Below are 19860 nucleotides of genomic sequence, written 5' to 3'. Positions count from 1 at the left end.
GACCTATTCTTTATTATGATTAGTGTTCGACAGCATTGTTCTCATTAATAGTGTTGATGCATTTTTCGCAATAATTTTAATGTTTTCACGATTTGATTCATCACCCATCTCATAAGTAATAGCATGAACATTATAATGATCCGCAAAATATTGTTTCGACACGCCATTATTCGGTGTATTTCCTGGCTGCAGTAATACTCTAAAGTTAGGCATGGCTTTGTCTAATTGACCTAACCAATGCTTAACAAAATAAGGTTCTTCTACGCCGTAATTTACTGGCATGGTGTAAAAAACATCTTTCTGTGTTGAATGAAAATCTACGGCAAATTTGATTTTTTCACCTTTTGCTACGAGTGACCTCAGATAGTTATTTATATGCTGGGTTTCGGGTTGGCTGAAGTTAATCCAATCTCTATTCAGATCTAAACCATTGGCATTATGTCGCCAATTCCCCATAGACACACCGTCTGGATTAATATTGGGAATAACTAATACGTTATATTTATCACGAAACTGCTTAGCTAAATCGTTATCTGCAAGTAATGTTTCAACAAAAGGAAATAACGCTAAAGCGCCGGTAACTTCTGGGGGATGCTGACGCCCCAAGATCACTAGCCATTCATTACCAGAGCCTATTGATTCAATTTTGTAAATAGGACGTTTTTGTACCGATTGTCCCAATACATCAAGACCGATGTTATCGTTGCTAATCAGTTTATTCGCCCAATCTATATAGTATTGGTTATCGATAATTTCTTGACCCGCAATATAAATCGCATTTGGTGATGCTTCAATATTCATGATCAGTCGTTTACCATTAATTTTATGGGGTTGTAGCTTCCAATTTTGTCCGTCTTGGCTAACTTTAGGAAGGTATCTGTGTTTGTCCCCCTTCACTATCATCGTTATTTTAATCATTGCTGATTGCTTGGCTTGTATTTTAAATGCATACCATGGGCTTGAGTTAATAGGAGTATTTTCAGGTTTTAGTTGGATTAAATACTCGTTATTTCCAAGCGACTTACACTCATCCATACGTCCTGCAGAAAAATCAGCGGTTAAAATAACATTGCCCGAATTACATGTTTGCGTATTAATACTTTCATCATTTGAAGCACAAGCGGCAAGTAATAAGACTGAAAATGACAATGCGCAAATAAATAATAATTTTTTCATAATTAATCTTTAAAGTTGAATGGTTAATATAAAGATGGCTCGGCTAAAGTGATTTGCCAAGCCATCTTTGTTATTTTACAGTAAGAAAATATTAATATTTAAAATGATTTACTTAGATTTAAATAAACGTAACGACCACGGTTTGAGTGGTAATCTCCTGAGTAACCGTGCCAGAAGTTATCTGCTAATGGCGGCTCTTCGTCAGCAATATTTCGAACACCTAAACGTGCGTATGTACCTTCAAGAGGGCTACCTTTACCAAATTTATATGACGCATATACATTTACAGTTGTCATACTAGCAATCGGTAAAAACACTTTTACTTCATCATCATTGGTATAATCTGCACTGGTATCAATAAATTCACTGACGTAATTAACACTTATACCAGCTCCCCATTGATTAAGTTTCCAGTTTAACGACGATTTAGCACGCCATTCAGGATTACCATCTTTTAAGATTAAATCGCCGACACCTGCAACTTCTACCTCTGCAAGGTTAGGATATTTATCTAAATTTTTCTGTGCTTCAAGTACGATTGCAGAAAGACTATCAACAGATGTTTCATATTTAGTTAAATGTGCTGCATTAATGTTAAATTCAAAATCACCAAATGATGTTTCAAAATCATATACTATGCCAAAATCAATACCTGTCAATTCTTGGCTTGCTGCATTTATATATCGGTTATTTACTTGGCTAGCAACTAGTTCACCATCACGAATAACATTAGAATTACCAGTGCCTCCGTCTTGACGTATCACATAATCGTGCGCTAGCACCGTTTCATAAGGAGCAAGAAAAACGAGATTCTCTTGGTCAATATTCCAATAATCGATAGTGAACGTTAAGTTATCAGTCGGTTCAAGAACGAATCCAAAAGAGGTATTCACACTGTCTTCTGGCTCAAGGTCTGAATTACCTTGACGGTTATCAATAACCGCATAGGTTTCATCAGTTACAGGGTCATACTTAGAAGAACGACGTGGCATGCTTGCTTCTTCAGAGCTTTGTTGTAAGCCAGGTACTTTAAAGCCACCAGCATACGATGCTCTCACACTTAACCAATCTGTCGGTTTGTAAAATAAAGCAACTTTAGGTTTGAGTGCATCACCGCCATCAGAAAAATTTTCATAGCGTGCTGCTAATTGAACTTCAGCATACTGATCACCGCTATCAATTAATGGCACGATAAGCTCTGCATAAGCTGAACCTACATTACGGCTAGCACTAGAATCAGTTGTTGCGCTACTTCCATACAATGAGCTTTCATTCACAACACCTGAAGCATCAATAAAAGGCAAGCTTCCGTCTACATATTTTGAACGGTCACTGTCGTAAGTTTCACGACGAAACTCAATACCTACAGCAAGCCCAGCGTCACCGGCTGGCATAGAGAAAATTTCTGGGTTACTTGCTTTGAAATCAATCGACGCAAGGCTAGTTTGCGATAAAGTATGCGCTTCAATTAAAAACTGGTCGCTGATTGATGGAGACACTAAAGTTCTATTACCAATAGTATTTGGATTGTTAACATCACCACCACCAAAAACGTTATATGCGGTGGCTGAATCTGTACTGTTCACTGCTTTTTCAAAGGCATTTACATCAATACGTGTGCTTCGGTCATTCGTTTCGGCTTCACTATAAAATGCAGCACTTTCCCAATCCCATGCACCCATATAACCTTTAAAGCCGGCAAGTACACGAAAACTACTGTCATCAACCGTAACTGTTCTTGGCCCTATATCAGTAGGACGATATCTGCGTAAAGTTACTTCTTCGCCAAATGGATTGTAAAAGGCATCTGCAGATATATTAAAGCGATGCTTACTGCCGTTATGATTTTGCTCTGATTGATTCGTCAATTCCGCTTGGTAATAAATACCTTCCGCAAAAAACTCAACATCATCATTAACTTCATGCGTAAAGTGAGTATAAAAGTTAACTCTTTTTGCATCTGAAGATAAAGGACGAGTGGTTCCTCGATCAAAACGGATATCTCTACCGGAACTGCCCTGGTCAACACAAACATTTTCAACTGTCAGTGCTGAATCTACACAACCGGATAAAGTGTCAGGTTGTAAATGAAATCTTCCTAAGCTATCACTGTCAAACTCGCCCCAAGGCGTATCTGAACTTCGATTATCTAATTGTGTATCACCAATAAATTCTTCAGGTAACCCTGCGTATTCGCGTCTATCGTGACTTGCCGAATATGGACGCTCTGTTGCCATCATGCCGTTACGGTTATAGATACTTAAAGATCCAACAAGGTTAGAAAGACCGTTATTAAGCTCGACACCACCTAAATAAGTAAAAGTTGTTTCATTTAATGGTGTACCTTGAGAACCACCATGTCTAAGGCTCACTTTGTTACCAACATATTCACTATCAAGCGCATAGTTAACTACGCCAGCAATAGCATCCGAGCCGTAAACAGCAGCAGCACCATCACGCAACACTTCTAATGAACGTAAGCCTGAAACAGGTAAAGTGTTTGAGTTAACGGTATTTACAGGTACTTTGTTAGCGCCTGATTTAGATTGTGTACCAGGATGATTTACCATTCGGCGACCATTAAGTAATACTAAGGTATTACCAGCACCTAAACCACGCAGGTTGAATGAGCCAACATCACCACGGGCATCATTGACGTTTGAAGAACCGGTAGTTTCACCAAAATTAACAGAGCCCATTTGTGGAATGGAGCGAAGTAGTTCATCTCCTGACATGGCAGCTGAGTTTTCAATATCCGCAGCCGTCATTGTTGTTACGGGCAATGGACTAATATCAGTAGCACGTTTAACGTTAGAGCCAATAACACTAATTCGCTCTACTTTCTTTTCTTCTGCTTCAGTTGATGTTTCTTCGGCATGAACTTGAAAAGTAACTTGGGCTGTTAATGCCGTGATAACGCATAAGGTTAAGTGCTTTAATTTATGTGATTTTTTCGCTTGTTGTTTCATTTCTTCCACCTTGTATAATTTAATTGTGGTCATTTTTGTCGAATATTTATATCCGATCATTTTTTTATTAAACTCACCTTGCCCAAAGTCATTCAACAATACCATTACTAGAATATCCGAACCCTATAACCTAAAGTTATGTACAATCAAGATTATCATAAAGTAAGCGTTTATATATGCGATAGTTGATTGATTAGAACCTTTGGTTATGCTTTTGTTAACTTTTTGAACTGCTTATTGGTTGATTACCCTTTACAATCAGATTTCTGTTTTTGAACATACAGTTCATTCATTATAAAAATAAAAGTGTCATAAAAATAAAGGCAACGAATAACATGCAACTAGAAATATCAATAATAGAAACATTTATAATCGCTTTATTAATTCTTTTCACGGGATACTTTTTAAATAGTAAAGTGATGTTTTTAAGAAATAATAATATTCCTGAACCTGTGGTAGGAGGCATTGTGTTCTCAATACTTTCAGCCATTTTATATATATATTTTGAGGTAAACTTTCTATTCGACATGTCTTTTAAAACACCATTAATGACCATTTTTTTTACAACGGTCGGATTAGGTGCAAGTTTTGCGTTACTTATTAAAGGTGGTCCTAAAGTTTTGTTGTTCCTGGGTGTCGCCACCTTATATTTAATTGTGCAAAATGCGGTGGGTGTTTCGATAGCAATGGCTACAGGACTAGATCCTTTAATGGGACTCATTGGTGGTTCAGTTACCCTTTCTGGCGGCCATGGTAATGGTGCAACATACTCTGATTTATTCATTAATGAATATGGTTTACCTAGTAGTGTCTTTGAATTAGCGATGGCGGCCGCAACTTTAGGTCTAATTTTAGGTGGGCTTGTTGGTGGCCCCGTCAGCAAAAGATTGATCACAAAATACAATTTGAAACCCGATAACTCGTACCACGAAGAACTTGACGATACCATCACCTTTGATCCTGATGATCATGATCTTGTTACGCCAAGAAAGATGATGGAAACTTTATTTGTTATTTTAAGCTGTATGTATTTAGGTAATATCGGTTATTTAGCCCTAAAATCTGTGGATGTTGTGTTACCTGCTTTTTTAATTCCATTATTAGTAGGCGTTGTTATTACCAATTTTACCGAGTTCACTAAAACCTATAAAATTAGCCGAGCGTGTATTGATTTATGGGGTACGATGGCACTTTCAATGTTTTTAGCAATGGCATTAATGTCACTTAAAATTTGGGAGTTAGTTAGCCTAGCTGGCCCAATGATATTTATGATTCTCGTACAAGCTGTCATGCTCATGTTATTTGCTTATTTTATCACTTTTAGAATAATGGGAAAAAATTATCACGCTGCAATTATGGCTGGTGGACACTGTGGGTTCGGCTTAGGCGCTACACCAACGGCGGTTGCTAATATGGAATCTTTGGTTTCTCGTCATGGCCCTTCCCCTCAAGCATTTTTGGTTGTGCCACTAGTTGGTGCATTTTTTATTGATATTACCAATGCGTTGGTTATACAGTTATATTTAAGTTTTCCATTTATGAATGGTTAAAGTCGGACAGTATAAAACACTCATTAATATTTTGATTTTTAGGAAACACAATGCGCTTAAGACATATTGAAATTTTTCATGCTATTTATACCACTGGTTCAATCACCAATGCCGCTAAAATATTGCATGTGTCGCAACCGTCTGTCAGTAAAGTGTTATCTCATGCTGAGCTTCAATTAGGTTTTAACTTATTTGACAGGGTTAAGGGCCGACTTATCCCAACGGATGAAGCTGAAATGCTCTTTGATGAAGTTGACAAAATTTATCAACAAATGCGTTCAATCAAAAATACCGCGCAAAATATTAAAAAGTCAGAATTTGGAAGCATAAGTTTAGGGGTTTCTCCTGCACTTGGTTTTGATGTTATCCCAAATGTCATTGCCAACTTCCATAAAGACTTTCCTAATGTCACTTTCGATATTCAAACTATTCATAACGACGAAATGATGCAAACGCTATTAGAGCATAAATGTGACTTAGCGGTTTTGTTTTCTCCTAAAACACTGCCGGGGTTGACCTCTGTTTCATTAGCACAATCTGAGCTGGTTATTGTCTATCCTAAAGACAAATTCCCGCATTGTCCGACAAAGTTAACCCTTAATGAAGTCTGTGATCTTGAATTTATTGACATAAGCGACAGCGGCCCCTTAGCTGAAATGCTATGGGCAAGAATTATGGAGGAAGACATTAATTTCAAATCAACAATCAAAGTTCAAACCTACTTTATTGCCGCTAGATTAGTCGCTAGAGGCGTAGGTGTATGTGTTGTCGACCGTTTTACTGCAGAAGGTAACTTAAGCGATAATGTCGCTATAGCATCTTTCGAACCCACTTTAGCTTTTAATATAAATGCTGTTCATCTTGAAAACCGTAAGTATTCAAAGGTTATTGATGAGTTTATGCCATACCTAACCCTAGGATTTTAAAGGAATAAAACAAAAACATAACCCTAGGTTATGATCAATTAAAACCTTGTCACTTTTAATGCATGCTCACTAAGTTAAGCTCTGGATACAAATAAAAATTATCCACGTTTAACTTTAGGAATACAGCTATGCATATTGCTTCTCCATACTTATTATTTATCGGCGACGCCACCGACCAACTGTCAATAAAAATGGCGCGTGGTGTTTCAGATTGGCGCCCAGAACTATGCATTGGTGAATATGCGGTTACTGGTTGTAAAGTTTCAACGGGAATTAAAAAATTAAATATCAAGCAAGCCGCGGAGAAAGGCGCAAAATCTTTCATTCTTGGCTTTGCCAACAGTGGCGGTGTACTAGATAAAAAATGGCTACCCTATATTATTGAAGCTTTAGACAACGGCATGGACATAGTTAGTGGCTTGCACAATAAACTTACCGATTTCCCAGCAATTGTCGCTAAAGCTAAAGAAACAAACCGAAAATTACTTGATATTCGTCATCCTAAAGCCGAATTTATTACGGGAACTGGCGTTAAGCGCACCGGTAAAAGGCTCCTTACGGTAGGAACTGACTGCTCGGTTGGAAAAATGTATACCTCTCTAAGCTTAGAGAAATCAATGAAAAAACATAAAATGAATGTTGATTTTCGTGCAACAGGACAATGCGGAATTTTAATAGCAGGTACTGGTGTAGCTATTGACTGTGTTATTTCAGACTTTTTATCAGGGGCCGCTGAGTCTTTATCTCCGAATAATGATAGCGAACATTGGGATATTATTGAAGGTCAAGGGTCGCTCTCTCACCCAGCTTTTGCAGGGGTTAGTTTAGGTTTACTGCATGGTTCTCAACCTGATGCTTTGGTTATTTGTCATGACTTAAATCGTAGTTATATGCGCGGCTTACCTCATAGTAAATTTCCGAGCATTGAGGCAACCATCAACTTAAATTTACAAGCCGCAAAATTAACCAATCCAAACACTAAAGTTGTCGGTATTACGGTGAATACTTCAAGTGTTAGCGTCGAAGAAGGGCAACGTATTTGTGCTAAACTAAGTGAGGAATTTTCGCTTCCTTGTGTTGACCCATTAAGAGATGGTACAGATAGCATTGTGGCTACTTTGTAATGGTGACAGAAAATAAAGCAAGTGAAAAACAGCATTCAGTTAACAAACTGACAATCAACGTTTTCAATGAACAACTGCGATTAAAAAGTGTTTTTCGTATTGCTCGAGGCGCAAAAACTCAAGCAAATGTGGTTGTAGTAACAATAGATGATGGAACACATTGTGGTTGGGCGGAAGCAGTACCATACGCTCGTTATAATGAATCTGTGGATATTGTTATGGAACAAATTAGCGCGCTAGCTTTAACCGAGATAACCAATAAAAACATTGGTGAAACGCTTGCTTCCTTACCTGCAGGAGCAACACGAAATGCTTTAGATTGTGCTTGGTGGGATCTACAAGCTAAAAAACTAAACACAACGGTCGAAGAATTATTACACCTTGATCCTGCTAAAGCTTGTATTACAGCTCAAACACTCAGTATAGATACGCCTGAAGCTATGGCTGAAGCCGTTACTAAACTTAATAACCCGCCATTAGTTAAAGTTAAGCTTGATAATCAAGATATTATCAAAAAAATGACAGCTATCGCGCAGGCAGCGCCTAACAGCGAATTCATTGTTGATGCTAACGAAGGCTGGTCAATTGATGATTTGGCGAACAACTGTGCACAGCTTAAAGCGTTAAACGTTATTTTAATTGAACAACCCCTTCAAGCTGGACATGATCAAGCCTTAATTAATTTTGACTCACCCATTCCTCTTTGCGCTGACGAATCCTGTCATACTCGTGCAGAGCTTGATTATTTAAAAGGTCGTTATCAAGTTATTAATATAAAACTCGATAAAACAGGCGGCTTAACCGAAGCAGTTTTGCTGGCTCAGCAAGCAAAACGTCAAGGCTTCGAAATTATGCTCGGGTGTATGGTTGGAAGTTCTTTAGCCATGGCCCCAGCTGCATTACTTGTTAACAAAGCACGTTATGTTGACTTAGACGGCCCATTACTTATACGCGATGACCGAGAGTTTGGTTTCAGTTTTGACAAAGGGGTGATGCAACCTCTTCCACCGATTTTATGGGGCGGTCCGCATACATTGCAAGCAGCGAGTAATTTACTTATTGATTAATTTTTATGTTTCTCTTTATTCCCTTAAAGACTTCAATTTTTTGAAATGTCTAAGCCCTGCTTGCAGGGCTTTTTTTTAAGTTTTAATTAGAAATTAAAATGAATCGCCAGGAATACGTACCCAACCTTCCATTAATACCCGAGCACTTCGGCTCATTACGGCTTTATCAACAATCCAAGCGCCATTAACTTCACTGGCTTGTGCTCCTACTTTAAGCGTGCCTGATGGATGACCAAAAGTCACAGATTCTGATCCTTCACCTGCAGCATTACCAGTAGCAAGAGCAACTAAGGTACCAGGAATAGCGGCTGCTGCGCCAATAGCCACTGCAGCTGTGCCCATCATCGCATGGTGTAATTTACCCATAGACAATGCGCGAACGTGTAAGTCAATATCGCTTGCTAAAACAGCTTTACCACTTGAGGTAACATAATCTTTTGCTGGTGCAACAAAAGCAACTTTGGGCGTATGTTGGCGAGCCTCGGCTTCTGAAAGTTCAGTAATTAAGCCCATTTTAATCGCGCCATAAGCACGAATCGTTTCAAAGCGTTCTAGTGCTGCAGGGTCGCCATTAATGGCTTCTTGTAACTCGGTGCCGGTATAACCAATTTCATCTGCATTTAAAAAGATGGTTGGGATACCTGCGGTGATCATGGTTGCTTTAAAAACGCCAACACCGGGTACCTCTAGGTCATCAACAATATTCCCCGTTGGAAACATCGCCTCTGATGGATCAACGGGCGCGATAAATTCAACCGGTACTTCTGCCGCAGGGAAAGTAACCCCGTCGAGCTCGAAATCTCCTGTTTCTTGTACTTCACCGTTGGTGATAGGTACTTGAGCAATAATCGTTTTCGAGATGTTTTTTTGCCAAATACGTACGGTACAAATACCGTTTTCAGGAATACGCGTTGCATCAACAAGGCCAGAATTAATCGCAAATGAGCCAACTGCAGCGGTTAAGTTACCGCAGTTACCACTCCAATCAACAAACGCTTTATCGATAGCCACTTGGCCAAATAAATAATCTACATCGTGATCGGCTTGGTTTGATTTTGCTAAGATAACGGTTTTGCTGGTGCTTGAGGTTGCGCCGCCCATACCATCGGTTTGTTTGCCGTAAGGATCTGGACTACCAATAACGCGTAGCAGCATATTATCGCGTGCTTCGCCGGCAACCTGACAACGTTCAGGTAAATCAGTTAAATTAAAAAACACACCTTTTGAAGTGCCGCCACGCATATAAGTAGCAGGAATCTTTACTTGAGGTATGTGTACTTGGGGAGTATGAATCATCAGTTTTCCTTCAATATTTTTCGCTTCTCAAAAGACGCTTTAGCTAGGTTGAATGATGTCACATAGCGGTCTATGCTGCTGCCATTATCTTTACTAAAAAGCTTTTTGCTTTACGATTTTGTCACTAATAAAAAGCAGCAAATTAGTTACCTAAATTGCTGCTTTAATTAAAATTACACCGAGTTGATTTTTATAAGAAGTGTTTTATCAATGCCAATGCGCAGTTGACTAAGGTCAATGAGCACTTTAAACCTAGATAAAACATTAAAAATCAATTATCTATTAGACTCCAAGAAGTCATTCGCAAACTTTTGCAATACGCCACCCGCATTGTAAACTGACACTTCTTCGGCGGTATCTAAACGACACTTAACTGGTATCGTTAATAATTCGCCGTTGGTACGGGTCATTAACACGTTCATTTCAGCGCCCGGTGACATTTCACCGTTACCTGCAACATCAAATGTTTCGGTACCATCAATATTGTAGGTATGGCGTGTTTCGTTATTAACAAACTGCAAAGGTAAAACACCCATGCCCACTAAGTTAGTACGATGAATACGCTCAAAACCTTCGGCAACGATCACTTCAACGCCGGCTAAACGAACACCTTTAGCCGCCCAATCACGTGATGAACCTTGACCATAGTCAGCGCCAGCAACGATAATTAACGGTTGCTTACGCTCCATGTAGGTTTCAATCGCTTCCCACATACGTGACTCTGTGCCCTCTGGCTCTATACGCGCCAGTGAACCTTGTTTAATGTCACCCTTGTCATCACGACACATTTCATTTAACAATTTAGGGTTAGCAAAAGTTGCTCGTTGCGCGGTTAAATGATCGCCGCGATGCGTTGCATAAGAGTTAAAGTCTACTTCAGGTAAGCCCATTTTATCTAAATAAGCCCCTGCAGCACTATCGAGTTGAATAGCATTTGAGGGTGATAAATGATCTGTGGTGATGTTGTCACCTAAAACTGCTAACGGACGCATACCTTTCATGGTACGTTCACCCGCTAAGGCGCCTTCCCAATAAGGTGGACGACGAATGTAGGTGCTCATTTCTCGCCAATCGTAAAGCGGAGATTCAGCCGGTTCAAAAGCGCCTAAATCAAACATCGGCGTATAAATTTTCTTGAACTGCTCTGGCTTAACACAGCTTGCAACTATCGCATCTATGGCTTCGTCAGTTGGCCAAATATCTTTTAAGGTAATATCATTACCTTGTTGATCTTGTCCGAGTACATCTTTTTCAATATCGAAACGCATCGTACCGGCAATAGCATAAGCAACTACTAACGGTGGTGAGGCTAAAAAGGCTTGTTTAGCATACGGATGAATACGTCCGTCAAAGTTACGATTACCCGATAAAACCGCCGTTGAATAAAGATCACGGTCGATAATTTCTTGTTGAATTTTTGGATCTAACGCGCCCGACATGCCGTTACAAGTTGTACAAGCGTAACCGACAATACCAAAACCCATTTTTTCCATTTCAGATAATAAACCGGCTTCTTCTAAATAAAGTTTCGCGACTTTTGAACCTGGTGCAAAAGATGATTTAACCCAAGGCTTGCGCAATAAGCCAAGCTCGTTAGCGCGTTTAGCCACTAAGCCTGCCGCCACAACGTTGCGAGGGTTCGAGGTATTAGTACAACTGGTTATAGCGGCAATAATAACCGCGCCGTCTGGCATTTCTCCGGCTTTTTCTTGTGCTTTACAGGCATCAAGGTCCTTCGCTATGCCTTTTGACGACAATTCGCTGGTCGGTAAACGACTGTGCGGATTAGACGGGCCAGCCATATTACGACCAACTGATGATAAATCAAACTCGATAACGCGGTCATATTCAACGTCAGCTAAGTCATCAGCCCATAAACCGGTATGTTTAGCATAGGTTTCTACCAGTTCAACTTGCTCTGGCTCACGGCCGGTCAGTTTTAAATAATCAATGGTTTGTTGATCAATATAAAACATTCCTGCTGAAGCGCCATATTCTGGTGTCATGTTCGAAATAGTAGCGCGGTCACCTATAGTTAAACCTTTGGTACCTTCACCAAAGAATTCTAAGTAACTTGATACCACTTTTTGATTACGCAAAAATTCAGTAATAGCTAAAACCAAATCAGTAGCTGTAATACCCGGTTGGCGTTTACCTACCAGTTTTACGCCAATAATATCAGGTAAGCGCATCATCGACGGGCGACCTAACATGACAGTTTCAGCTTCTAAACCACCGACACCAATAGCTATAACACCTAAGCAATCGATATGTGGGGTATGGCTGTCGGTGCCAACACAAGTATCAGGAAAAGCAACACCGTCACGGAGTTGAATAACCGGTGACATTTTTTCCAAATTGATTTGATGCATAATGCCATTACCCGCAGGAATAACATCAACATTTTTAAACGCTGTTTTGGTCCATTCAATAAAATGGAAACGGTCTTCGTTGCGGCGGTCTTCAATGGCACGGTTTTTTTCAAACGCATCACTTTCAAAACCAGCATGTTCAACAGCAACAGAATGATCAACAATTAATTGCGTCGGTACAACCGGGTTTACTTTTGAAGGATCACCACCTTGCTCGGCAATGGCATCACGCAGACCCGCTAAATCAACCAAAGCCGTTTGACCTAAAATATCATGACAAACAACACGTGCCGGATACCATGGAAAATCAAGATCTTGCTTACGCTCAATTAATTGCTTAAGTGAATCTGTTAAGGTTTCAGGTGAACAACGGCGTACCAATTGTTCAGCTAATACGCGTGAGGTATAAGGTAGTTTTGCGTAACTACCGGCGCTTATTGCTTCAACCGCCCCTCGAGTATCAAAATAATCTATATTGATGCCGCCAATTTTATAACCGGGCAGCGGTTTGCGATGTTCATAATTCATAGTCATTACCTTTCGCTGATAGGTGGAACCGTTCTCGGCTTAGCGCCTTTGTAGTCAGCACTTGGACGAATAATACGGTTATTTGAACGTTGCTCCATAATGTGAGCAGACCAACCTGTTACGCGTGAACAGACAAAAATAGGGGTAAACAATTTAGTGGGAATACCCATGTAGCTGTACGTTGAAGCATGGAAAAAATCAGCGTTACAGAATAACTTTTTGGTATCCCACATGAATTCTTCACAGGCTACTGAAATATCGTAAAGTGACGTATCCCCATTTTCAGCCGCTAACTTTTCAGACCATGCTTTAATAATGACATTACGTGGGTCTGAAGTACGGTAAATTGCGTGACCAAAGCCCATAATTTTTTCTTTACGTTCAAGCATACCCGCCATTTTTTCTTTAGCGTCGCTTGGCGATGAGAATGATTCAATCATATCCATTGCGGCTTCGTTAGCACCACCATGAAGTGGACCACGTAATGTGCCAATAGCACCGGTGACACATGAAAACATATCAGACAAGGTTGAAGCACATACACGCGCCGTGAAGGTTGAAGCATTAAACTCATGTTCTGCATATAAAATTAATGATACGTCCATAACACGTTGATGCTGTGCTGATGGGCTTTCACCATTGAGTAAGCGCAAGAAATGTCCGCCTAAAGAGTCTTCGGTTGAAGTACAGTCAATTTCTACACCGTCATGGGAGAATTTATACCAGTAACACATAATGGCAGGAAATGCGGCTAATAAGCGATTGGCGGCTTGATTTTGCTCGCTAAAATCATTTTCTGGCTCTAAATTACCTAAGAATGAACAACCGGTGCGCATAACATCCATTGGATGAGTTTCTTTTGGGATCAGTTTTAATACCGCTTTTAATGCTTGCGGTAAGTCGCGCATGGCAAACAACTCAGCTTTATAAGTGGCGAGTTCTTTTTCATTAGGGAGTTCACCATGAAAGAGTAAATAAGCAACTTCTTCAAAGGTACTGTTTTCAGCTAAATCAGCAATATCATAACCACAATAGGTTAAACCTGAGCCTGACTCACCAACGGTACAAAGCGAAGTTTCACCCGCACTTTGACCACGTAAGCCTGCGCCACCAATTTTTTTATCTGCTACTTTTACATCTGACATACTATTTTCCTCATATTCTTTTGTTGGGTTAGTCGCTTGTATCGCTGCTAACTTAGTTTTATTTTATTATAATATCTGTTACTTATTTTTGCCTTCGGTGAACAAAGCATCAAGCTTTTGCTCGTAGTCGTGGTAACCCAAGTAATCGTATAAATCCATCCGCGTTTGCATATTGTCGATTTCAGCTTTTTGGTCACCATCATCAAGTAAGGTTTTGTAAACCGACTCAGCCGCTTTATTCATCGCACGAAATGCTGATAATGGGTAAAGTACCATCGCACAACCCCACTCACCTAGTTGCGCTTTGTTCCACAATTCGGTTTGACCAAATTCGGTAATATTAGCGAGCACTGGTACATCTAACGCTTCGGTAAAAGCGCGATAATGTTCTTCTGTTTTAACTGCTTCGGCGAAAATACCATCGGCTCCCGCTGCCACATAAGCTTTAGCTCTTTCAAGTGCCGCTTCTAAGCCTTCTTGAGCAAAAGCATCAGTACGAGCCATGATAAAGAAGTCTTTATCAATACGTGCATCTACAGCGGCTTTAATACGGTCAACCATTTCTTGGGTTGAAACAATTTCTTTATTTGGACGATGTCCACAACGTTTCTGTGCCACCTGGTCTTCAAGGTGAACCGCGGCTGCCCCTGCTTTTTCCATATCGCGAATAGTTTTAGCGATATTAAACGCGCCACCCCAACCGGTATCTATATCAACCAGCAAAGGCAAACTTGAAGCAGCAGTAATACGTTGTACGTCAGCAATAACATCATTTAATGACGTCATACCTAAATCTGGTAAACCATATGAAGCATTGGCAACACCACCACCTGAAAGGTAAATAGCTTGGTGACCTAATTGCTCAGCCATCATCGCGCAATAAGCGTTGATAGTACCCACTACTTGTAAAGGTTTATTGTTTACTAGTGCTTGACGGAATTTAGCGCCAGGTGAAAGTTGCGTAGACATAGGGTTTCCTCTTAGTTTTTGTTAAATAATTGTTGTGCTATTTGTTAAAGCCACTGGTCAGCTTTACTTTTATTTATTGTGTCGCGCTATTTTGTAGCGCTATTTTCTTTTCGATATTTTTTCTTGATGCGGCAATATGACGTCTCATCAAAATTTCAGCAAGTTCGCCATCTCGGTCACAAATCGCTTGGATAATATGTGAATGTTCTTCAAAGGCACGGGTTGCGCGTGGGCTATGCATGCCAAATTGAATACGGTACATACGCACTAAGTGGTAGAGCTGCCCGCAAAGAATATTGATTAATTGTTGATTATGGCTACCTAATATCACTTTATAGTGAAAGTCTAAGTCGCCCTCTTCTTGATAATAAGCAACACCATCAATAAGGTCTTGTGAGTTGGCGTGTTGAGCGAGCATATCTTGCATTTCGGCTATTTCATCATCGCTCATGTTAATTGCCGCTTCTCGACAAGCCATGCCTTCAAGCGCTTCACGAACCACGTATATTTCTAATAAGCCTTCGATGGTGCAATCAACAACTCTTGAGCCAACATTGGCTTTACGCTCAATTAAATGACATTTTTCTAAACGATTGAGGGCTTCTCGCAAAGTAGAACGACTGATTTCATATTGCTTAGCTAACCCGGGCTCACTAATTTTACTGCCTGCGGCTATTTTTCCATCAACAATCGCATGAAGTATGGCATAGAAAACTTTGTCTGCAGTAGTCACTGGTTCTTGTAAGGTTGGATTGTCTAATGCCATAAGTATGCTAGCGCCATAATTGTCTTAATGAGGTAATTGTCGACATTTACCGATTTTAAAAATCATACTAAAGCACACAGCTTAAAAGTCAAGTAGACCAAAGTATAATTGTCGACAATTCACTCGTTAAATTAGGTGTAGGCGCTGAGGGGGTTAACCAAAAAACCAATAGCAAACCGCTATTGCAGCAGTAATCCCAGCTAAATCAGCAAGTAAGCCACAGGCAATGGCATGTCGACTATATCGAATACCCACAGAGCCAAAATAAACGGCTAGTACATAAAAAGTTGTTTCTGTTGATCCTTGAAAAATTGATGCTAATCGACCGGCAAAAGAATCGGCACCATGGGTTTTCATCGTTTCAATCATCATAGCTCTGGCACCAGAGCCACTTAACGGTTGCATTAACGCCGTAGGCATCGCATCAACAAAGCGGGTGTCAAATCCTAAAAACATCACTAACTCTCTAAAACTGTCGACAATTAGTGTTAATGCGCCACTTGCACGAAAGACGCCAATAGCGACCAACATCGCCAGTAAATAAGGAATAAGTTTAATACTGGTGTCGAAACCTTCTTTAGCCCCTTCTATAAAGCTGTCGTATACATCGACCTTTTTTCTAACCGCTGCCAAAATAAAAATAATTAAGGTCGAAAAAATTAAAAAATTGCCTAAAAATGACGACTGTTCGGCAAGTGCTTGTGAGGTCAGCATCGAGAAATACACCACTAAACCTCCTACTAAAGCAATCGCTGCAGATAAATAGAGTAAAATAATGGAGTTATACAGCTTAATTTTTTGCACTGTGGCTACCGCTAATAAGCCAGCGAAAGTTGAAGCAAATGTTGCCAATATAATAGGGACAAAAACATCGGTAGGGCTAGCAGCTCCCTGCTGAGCACGATAAACAAACACAGCAACGGGAAAAAGTGTAACGCTTGAGGTATTTAAAACCAGGAATAATATTTGCGCATTGGTTGCGGTATCTTTTTGCGGATTTAATTGCTGAAGATCTTGCATGGCTTTTAAGCCAAGCGGCGTTGCTGCATTATCTAAACCTAAAAAGTTAGCCGATAAATTCATCGTCATGGAAGCAATAGCCGGATGACCTTTAGGGACACCTGGCATTAAACGGGTGAATAACGGCGAAATAGCGCGCGCAAGCTTATCCATTAAACCGGCGTTTTCAGCAATTTTCATCATGCCTAACCAAAAACTTAAAATACCAATTAAGCCAATCGCAATATCAACGGTCACTTTTGACATTGAAAAAAGCGCTTGCACGAGTTCTTCAAAGATTAAAAGATTATCAAGAAAAAACCATTGATAAAGCGCCGAGCCAAAAGCAATAAAAAAGAAACTGATCCACAAACGATTTAACACAAAGATAATCTTATTAGTCATAGATAATGAAATTATCATGACATATTAGCCGCAGTAATTACAGTCAAATACGCTTGTAGACAAGTGGAGAGAAATAACGGCACACTAGCGGTGTGGGTGTTAGCCGTAAAATACAAGATAACAAAACAAATACTATTTATCAGTAACTTATAATAAATAAAATTTAAATTAGCTTTTAAAAAAGTTTACACTACAATTAATCACACAGTGTAAATATTAATCAATTGCTCGCGATTTTTCATTTTTATTTTACTGATTTTTATCGATGTAAATAGTGTTTATTAGCGCACGGCTCATGCTTTACGAGCCATTCCCTTGGGCCCGAGCTAGCAATAGTTTCGGGCACTTTTTTGCCTTTATTTTAGCTTAAAAAGTCGTTTGAAATTTGCCGTTGAAAGCTCGGCTATCGTTTCAACTGACTGTCCACGAACGCTTGCTAAAAATTTAGCGACATCGACTACATAAGCGGGTTGATTTTGCTTTCCTCGATGAGGAACTGGCGCTAAGTAAGGTGCATCTGTTTCAATTAAAAATCGATCATCGGGGACAAGTTTAGCAACTTCACGTAATTCACTGGCATTTTTAAAGGTAACGATACCAGAAAATGAAATATAAAAACCAAGGTCAATCGCTTGCTCTGCCATATCCCAAGTTTCGGTAAAGCAATGTAAAATACCACCAACATTTGCGGCATTTTCTTCACGAAGAATATCTAAGGTATCTTGCTGAGCATCACGAGTATGAATAATTAGCGGTTTATTTAATTGATTCGCAACACGGACATGCTTGCGAAAAGAATCGAGTTGCACCGCTTTAGTTTCAGGGGCATAAAAATAGTCTAAGCCAGTTTCACCAATCGCAATCACTTTGTCGGTTTGTGATAAACGGGCAAGCTCTTCTTGGTCAATTAAATCATCTTGATTTAGTGGGTGAGCGCCACACGACAGCCAGACATTATCATATTTAGCCGTTTTTTCTACCATGCTAGGAAATTCCGCTAAGGTTACGCTAACACACAAAATCTCGTCTACTTGAGCGGCGGCGGCGGCTTTTAAAACATTGTCTAACTCGCCATCAAACTCGGTTAAATCCAGTCTATCTAAGTGGCAATGTGAATCTATAAACAAACAACTTTCTCCAATAATTTTTTAATTAAAACAAAACCCTACATTGATAATGTTGGCTCTGAAGAGCTCAGTAAGCGCCCTATCAACTTTTCAATTTGATTACGTACATTGTCATTATCTTCTTCAAAACTAACACCAATACCCGCTGGTGTACCATTTTGAGCACCTGTTGGCGTTAACCAGCATACTTTGCCTACAACACTTGATGGCTCTAGGGCGTCAGGCAAGGTGACTTCAAGTGTTACCTCATCGCCCAAATTAAATTGCTCTGTACTGCGAACAAATAGCCCACCATTTTTAACAAAGGGCATATAGTATTGATATAATTCTCTGTCAGATAAAAATTCTAAGCTAAATTGTTTCATCATTATTCCTCAAAATTTATCTTATGAGCTAGTTATTATAATCTTATTTTTCTTCGATAACTGCTGTTATGTCAACCAGTAGCTTTTCAAAGATGAATTGAGCTAATATTGCTTGCTATTCGCGCGTACTTATTTTTCTATTTTTCTTCTATAACTGCTGTTATGTCAACCAGTAGCTTTTCAAAGATGAATTGTTTGTTTGCTTGCATTAACAATTTAAGTTGTTTAATAGCAGACAAAACTAATTGATATATTGACCATATTACCTGCTCATTCAAGATAATGTCGCCTTTTAGCCAATTATATTGTTGGCGCATCAACTTAACCATGACTTTTTCTAACCAGCGAACGCTATTGGTGTTATCAACCAGTAAGCTTAATATTTCACTACGTTTAATGGTTTTATTTTGCAAAAAAGTAAAGAAACAGCTCTCAAAATGTTGGTATTGGTCATTAACAAAACTGTCAGAGAGTTCTTTTAAGTGACTCAAATTAACAAAAGGGTCGCTACCAGATTGCTTAAGCTCAGCTAATAATTTTTCACCAACCGGCGGCCGAATATCAATCACATAACAACGACTAATAATGGTCGGCAATAACGTTTCAACTTCAGAGGTTAATAAAACAATATAGTTATTAGCATTAGGTTCTTCGAGGGTTTTTAATAAGGCATTGGCCGCAGAGATAGTCATATGATGTGCTGCGGTTATTAATGTCGTTTTACAATGACCTATTTGCGCTGTTTTTTCGAAAAAACGACTCGCTTGTCTCACTTGATCAACACCAATACTTTTTCCGCCACTTTCAATAAGCAAATGGTCTGGGTAAGTATGACTTTTATGCAGTAAGCACGCCTTACAGACGTTACACGGTAAGATAATACCCTGCGAGTTTTGGGGTTTAGTACAAGACAAAGCATGAATAAGCCACAGCGAAAGATCACTTTTACCCGCGCCTTCGACACCATTGATCAAGATGGCATGCGGTAATTTTATTTGCGTTATTTGCTTTGATAACAAAAGTTGCTGTTGCTCTAACCAACTGTGCATTAGTGTTTCCTGCTAACGGTGATAGTC

General features: G+C 39.6%; 15 protein-coding genes. 4 read left to right on the top strand and 11 right to left on the bottom strand.

What is annotated here, in order from left to right:
• Window positions 1–3: 3 nt before the first annotated feature.
• Window positions 4–1176 carry a M14 family metallopeptidase gene (locus H4J56_RS08620; RefSeq protein ID WP_182216847.1) on the bottom strand — a complete coding sequence of 391 codons (1173 nt, stop codon included), beginning with the start codon at window positions 1174–1176 and terminating at the stop codon, window positions 4–6.
• A 98-nt stretch (window positions 1177–1274) separates the two neighbouring features.
• The gene (locus tag H4J56_RS08615; RefSeq protein ID WP_182216849.1) at window positions 1275–4145 is read right to left on the bottom strand and encodes a TonB-dependent receptor domain-containing protein; all 2871 of its coding nucleotides are present in this window, start codon (window positions 4143–4145) and stop codon (window positions 1275–1277) included.
• A gap of 335 nt (window positions 4146–4480) precedes the next feature.
• On the opposite strand from H4J56_RS08615, the gene gltS reads away from it, so the two are divergent.
• The 4 genes from gltS (at window position 4481) to dgcA (ending at window position 8812) form a co-directional block, all read left to right on the top strand.
• Complete coding sequence (gene gltS, locus H4J56_RS08610) at window positions 4481–5695, top strand: sodium/glutamate symporter (protein ID WP_182216851.1); 1215 nt, start codon at window positions 4481–4483, stop codon at window positions 5693–5695.
• Window positions 5696–5745: 50 nt separating this feature from the next.
• On the top strand, window positions 5746–6621 hold the full coding sequence (locus H4J56_RS08605) for a LysR family transcriptional regulator (RefSeq protein ID WP_182216853.1): 876 nt from the start codon (window positions 5746–5748) through the stop codon (window positions 6619–6621).
• Between the two features lie 128 nt (window positions 6622–6749).
• Window positions 6750–7745: an N-acetyltransferase DgcN gene (dgcN, locus tag H4J56_RS08600; protein WP_182216855.1), complete on the top strand. Its 996-nt coding sequence runs from the start codon at window positions 6750–6752 to the stop codon at window positions 7743–7745.
• A complete protein-coding gene (dgcA, locus tag H4J56_RS08595) occupies window positions 7745–8812 on the top strand; it encodes an N-acetyl-D-Glu racemase DgcA (protein ID WP_182216857.1) in 1068 nt (355 codons plus the stop codon). The genes dgcN and dgcA overlap by 1 nt, the downstream gene beginning before the upstream one ends.
• 93 nt (window positions 8813–8905) lie before the next feature.
• On the opposite strand, the gene prpF is transcribed toward dgcA, so the two are convergent.
• The 9 genes from prpF to H4J56_RS08550 form a co-directional block, all read right to left on the bottom strand.
• Window positions 8906–10108, bottom strand: coding sequence for a 2-methylaconitate cis-trans isomerase PrpF (gene prpF, locus H4J56_RS08590; protein WP_182216859.1), 1203 nt, complete (start codon window positions 10106–10108; stop codon window positions 8906–8908).
• A gap of 275 nt (window positions 10109–10383) precedes the next feature.
• Window positions 10384–13008, bottom strand: a complete 2625-nt coding sequence (gene acnD / locus H4J56_RS08585) for a Fe/S-dependent 2-methylisocitrate dehydratase AcnD (RefSeq protein ID WP_070376511.1) — start codon at window positions 13006–13008, stop codon at window positions 10384–10386.
• A gap of 5 nt (window positions 13009–13013) precedes the next feature.
• Entirely contained in the window at window positions 13014–14153 is a 1140-nt protein-coding gene (gene prpC, locus H4J56_RS08580) for a 2-methylcitrate synthase (protein WP_182169913.1), read from the bottom strand.
• Window positions 14154–14231: 78 nt separating this feature from the next.
• The gene (gene prpB / locus H4J56_RS08575; protein ID WP_070376509.1) at window positions 14232–15122 is read right to left on the bottom strand and encodes a methylisocitrate lyase; all 891 of its coding nucleotides are present in this window, start codon (window positions 15120–15122) and stop codon (window positions 14232–14234) included.
• 73 nt (window positions 15123–15195) lie between these two features.
• Window positions 15196–15888, bottom strand: a complete 693-nt coding sequence (locus tag H4J56_RS08570; RefSeq protein WP_182169907.1) for a GntR family transcriptional regulator — start codon at window positions 15886–15888, stop codon at window positions 15196–15198.
• A 153-nt stretch (window positions 15889–16041) separates the two neighbouring features.
• The gene (locus H4J56_RS08565) at window positions 16042–17271 is read right to left on the bottom strand and encodes a nucleoside recognition domain-containing protein (RefSeq protein WP_182216861.1); all 1230 of its coding nucleotides are present in this window, start codon (window positions 17269–17271) and stop codon (window positions 16042–16044) included.
• 377 nt (window positions 17272–17648) lie between these two features.
• Window positions 17649–18419 carry a TatD family hydrolase gene (locus H4J56_RS08560; RefSeq protein WP_070376507.1) on the bottom strand — a complete coding sequence of 257 codons (771 nt, stop codon included), beginning with the start codon at window positions 18417–18419 and terminating at the stop codon, window positions 17649–17651.
• Between the two features lie 38 nt (window positions 18420–18457).
• On the bottom strand, window positions 18458–18784 hold the full coding sequence (locus H4J56_RS08555) for a PilZ domain-containing protein (protein WP_182216863.1): 327 nt from the start codon (window positions 18782–18784) through the stop codon (window positions 18458–18460).
• A 137-nt stretch (window positions 18785–18921) separates the two neighbouring features.
• A complete protein-coding gene (locus H4J56_RS08550; RefSeq protein ID WP_182216865.1) occupies window positions 18922–19833 on the bottom strand; it encodes a DNA polymerase III subunit delta' in 912 nt (303 codons plus the stop codon).
• Window positions 19834–19860 lie beyond the last annotated feature (27 nt).

Source organism: Colwellia sp. BRX8-4 (assembly GCF_014077345.1).
Classification (GTDB): domain Bacteria; phylum Pseudomonadota; class Gammaproteobacteria; order Enterobacterales; family Alteromonadaceae; genus Colwellia_A.
The sequence above is the reverse complement of the archived record's forward strand: the minus strand, read 5'-3'. Positions and strand labels throughout refer to the sequence as shown.

Excerpts from the sequence above, each read along its gene's own strand:
- H4J56_RS08620 (WP_182216847.1), bottom strand. The coding sequence starts at position 1,176 with ATGAAAAAATTATTATTTATTTGCGCATTGTCATTTTCAGTCTTATTA.
- H4J56_RS08605 (WP_182216853.1), top strand. The coding sequence starts at position 5,746 with ATGCGCTTAAGACATATTGAAATTTTTCATGCTATTTATACCACTGGT.
- dgcA (WP_182216857.1), top strand. The coding sequence starts at position 7,745 with ATGGTGACAGAAAATAAAGCAAGTGAAAAACAGCATTCAGTTAACAAA.
- prpF (WP_182216859.1), bottom strand. The coding sequence starts at position 10,108 with ATGATTCATACTCCCCAAGTACACATACCTCAAGTAAAGATTCCTGCT.
- H4J56_RS08550 (WP_182216865.1), bottom strand. The coding sequence starts at position 19,833 with ATGCACAGTTGGTTAGAGCAACAGCAACTTTTGTTATCAAAGCAAATA.
- acnD (WP_070376511.1), bottom strand. The coding sequence starts at position 13,008 with ATGAATTATGAACATCGCAAACCGCTGCCCGGTTATAAAATTGGCGGC.
- H4J56_RS08615 (WP_182216849.1), bottom strand. The coding sequence starts at position 4,145 with ATGAAACAACAAGCGAAAAAATCACATAAATTAAAGCACTTAACCTTA.
- dgcN (WP_182216855.1), top strand. The coding sequence starts at position 6,750 with ATGCATATTGCTTCTCCATACTTATTATTTATCGGCGACGCCACCGAC.
- H4J56_RS08570 (WP_182169907.1), bottom strand. The coding sequence starts at position 15,888 with ATGGCATTAGACAATCCAACCTTACAAGAACCAGTGACTACTGCAGAC.
- prpC (WP_182169913.1), bottom strand. The coding sequence starts at position 14,153 with ATGTCAGATGTAAAAGTAGCAGATAAAAAAATTGGTGGCGCAGGCTTA.
- H4J56_RS08555 (WP_182216863.1), bottom strand. The coding sequence starts at position 18,784 with ATGAAACAATTTAGCTTAGAATTTTTATCTGACAGAGAATTATATCAA.
- prpB (WP_070376509.1), bottom strand. The coding sequence starts at position 15,122 with ATGTCTACGCAACTTTCACCTGGCGCTAAATTCCGTCAAGCACTAGTA.
- gltS (WP_182216851.1), top strand. The coding sequence starts at position 4,481 with ATGCAACTAGAAATATCAATAATAGAAACATTTATAATCGCTTTATTA.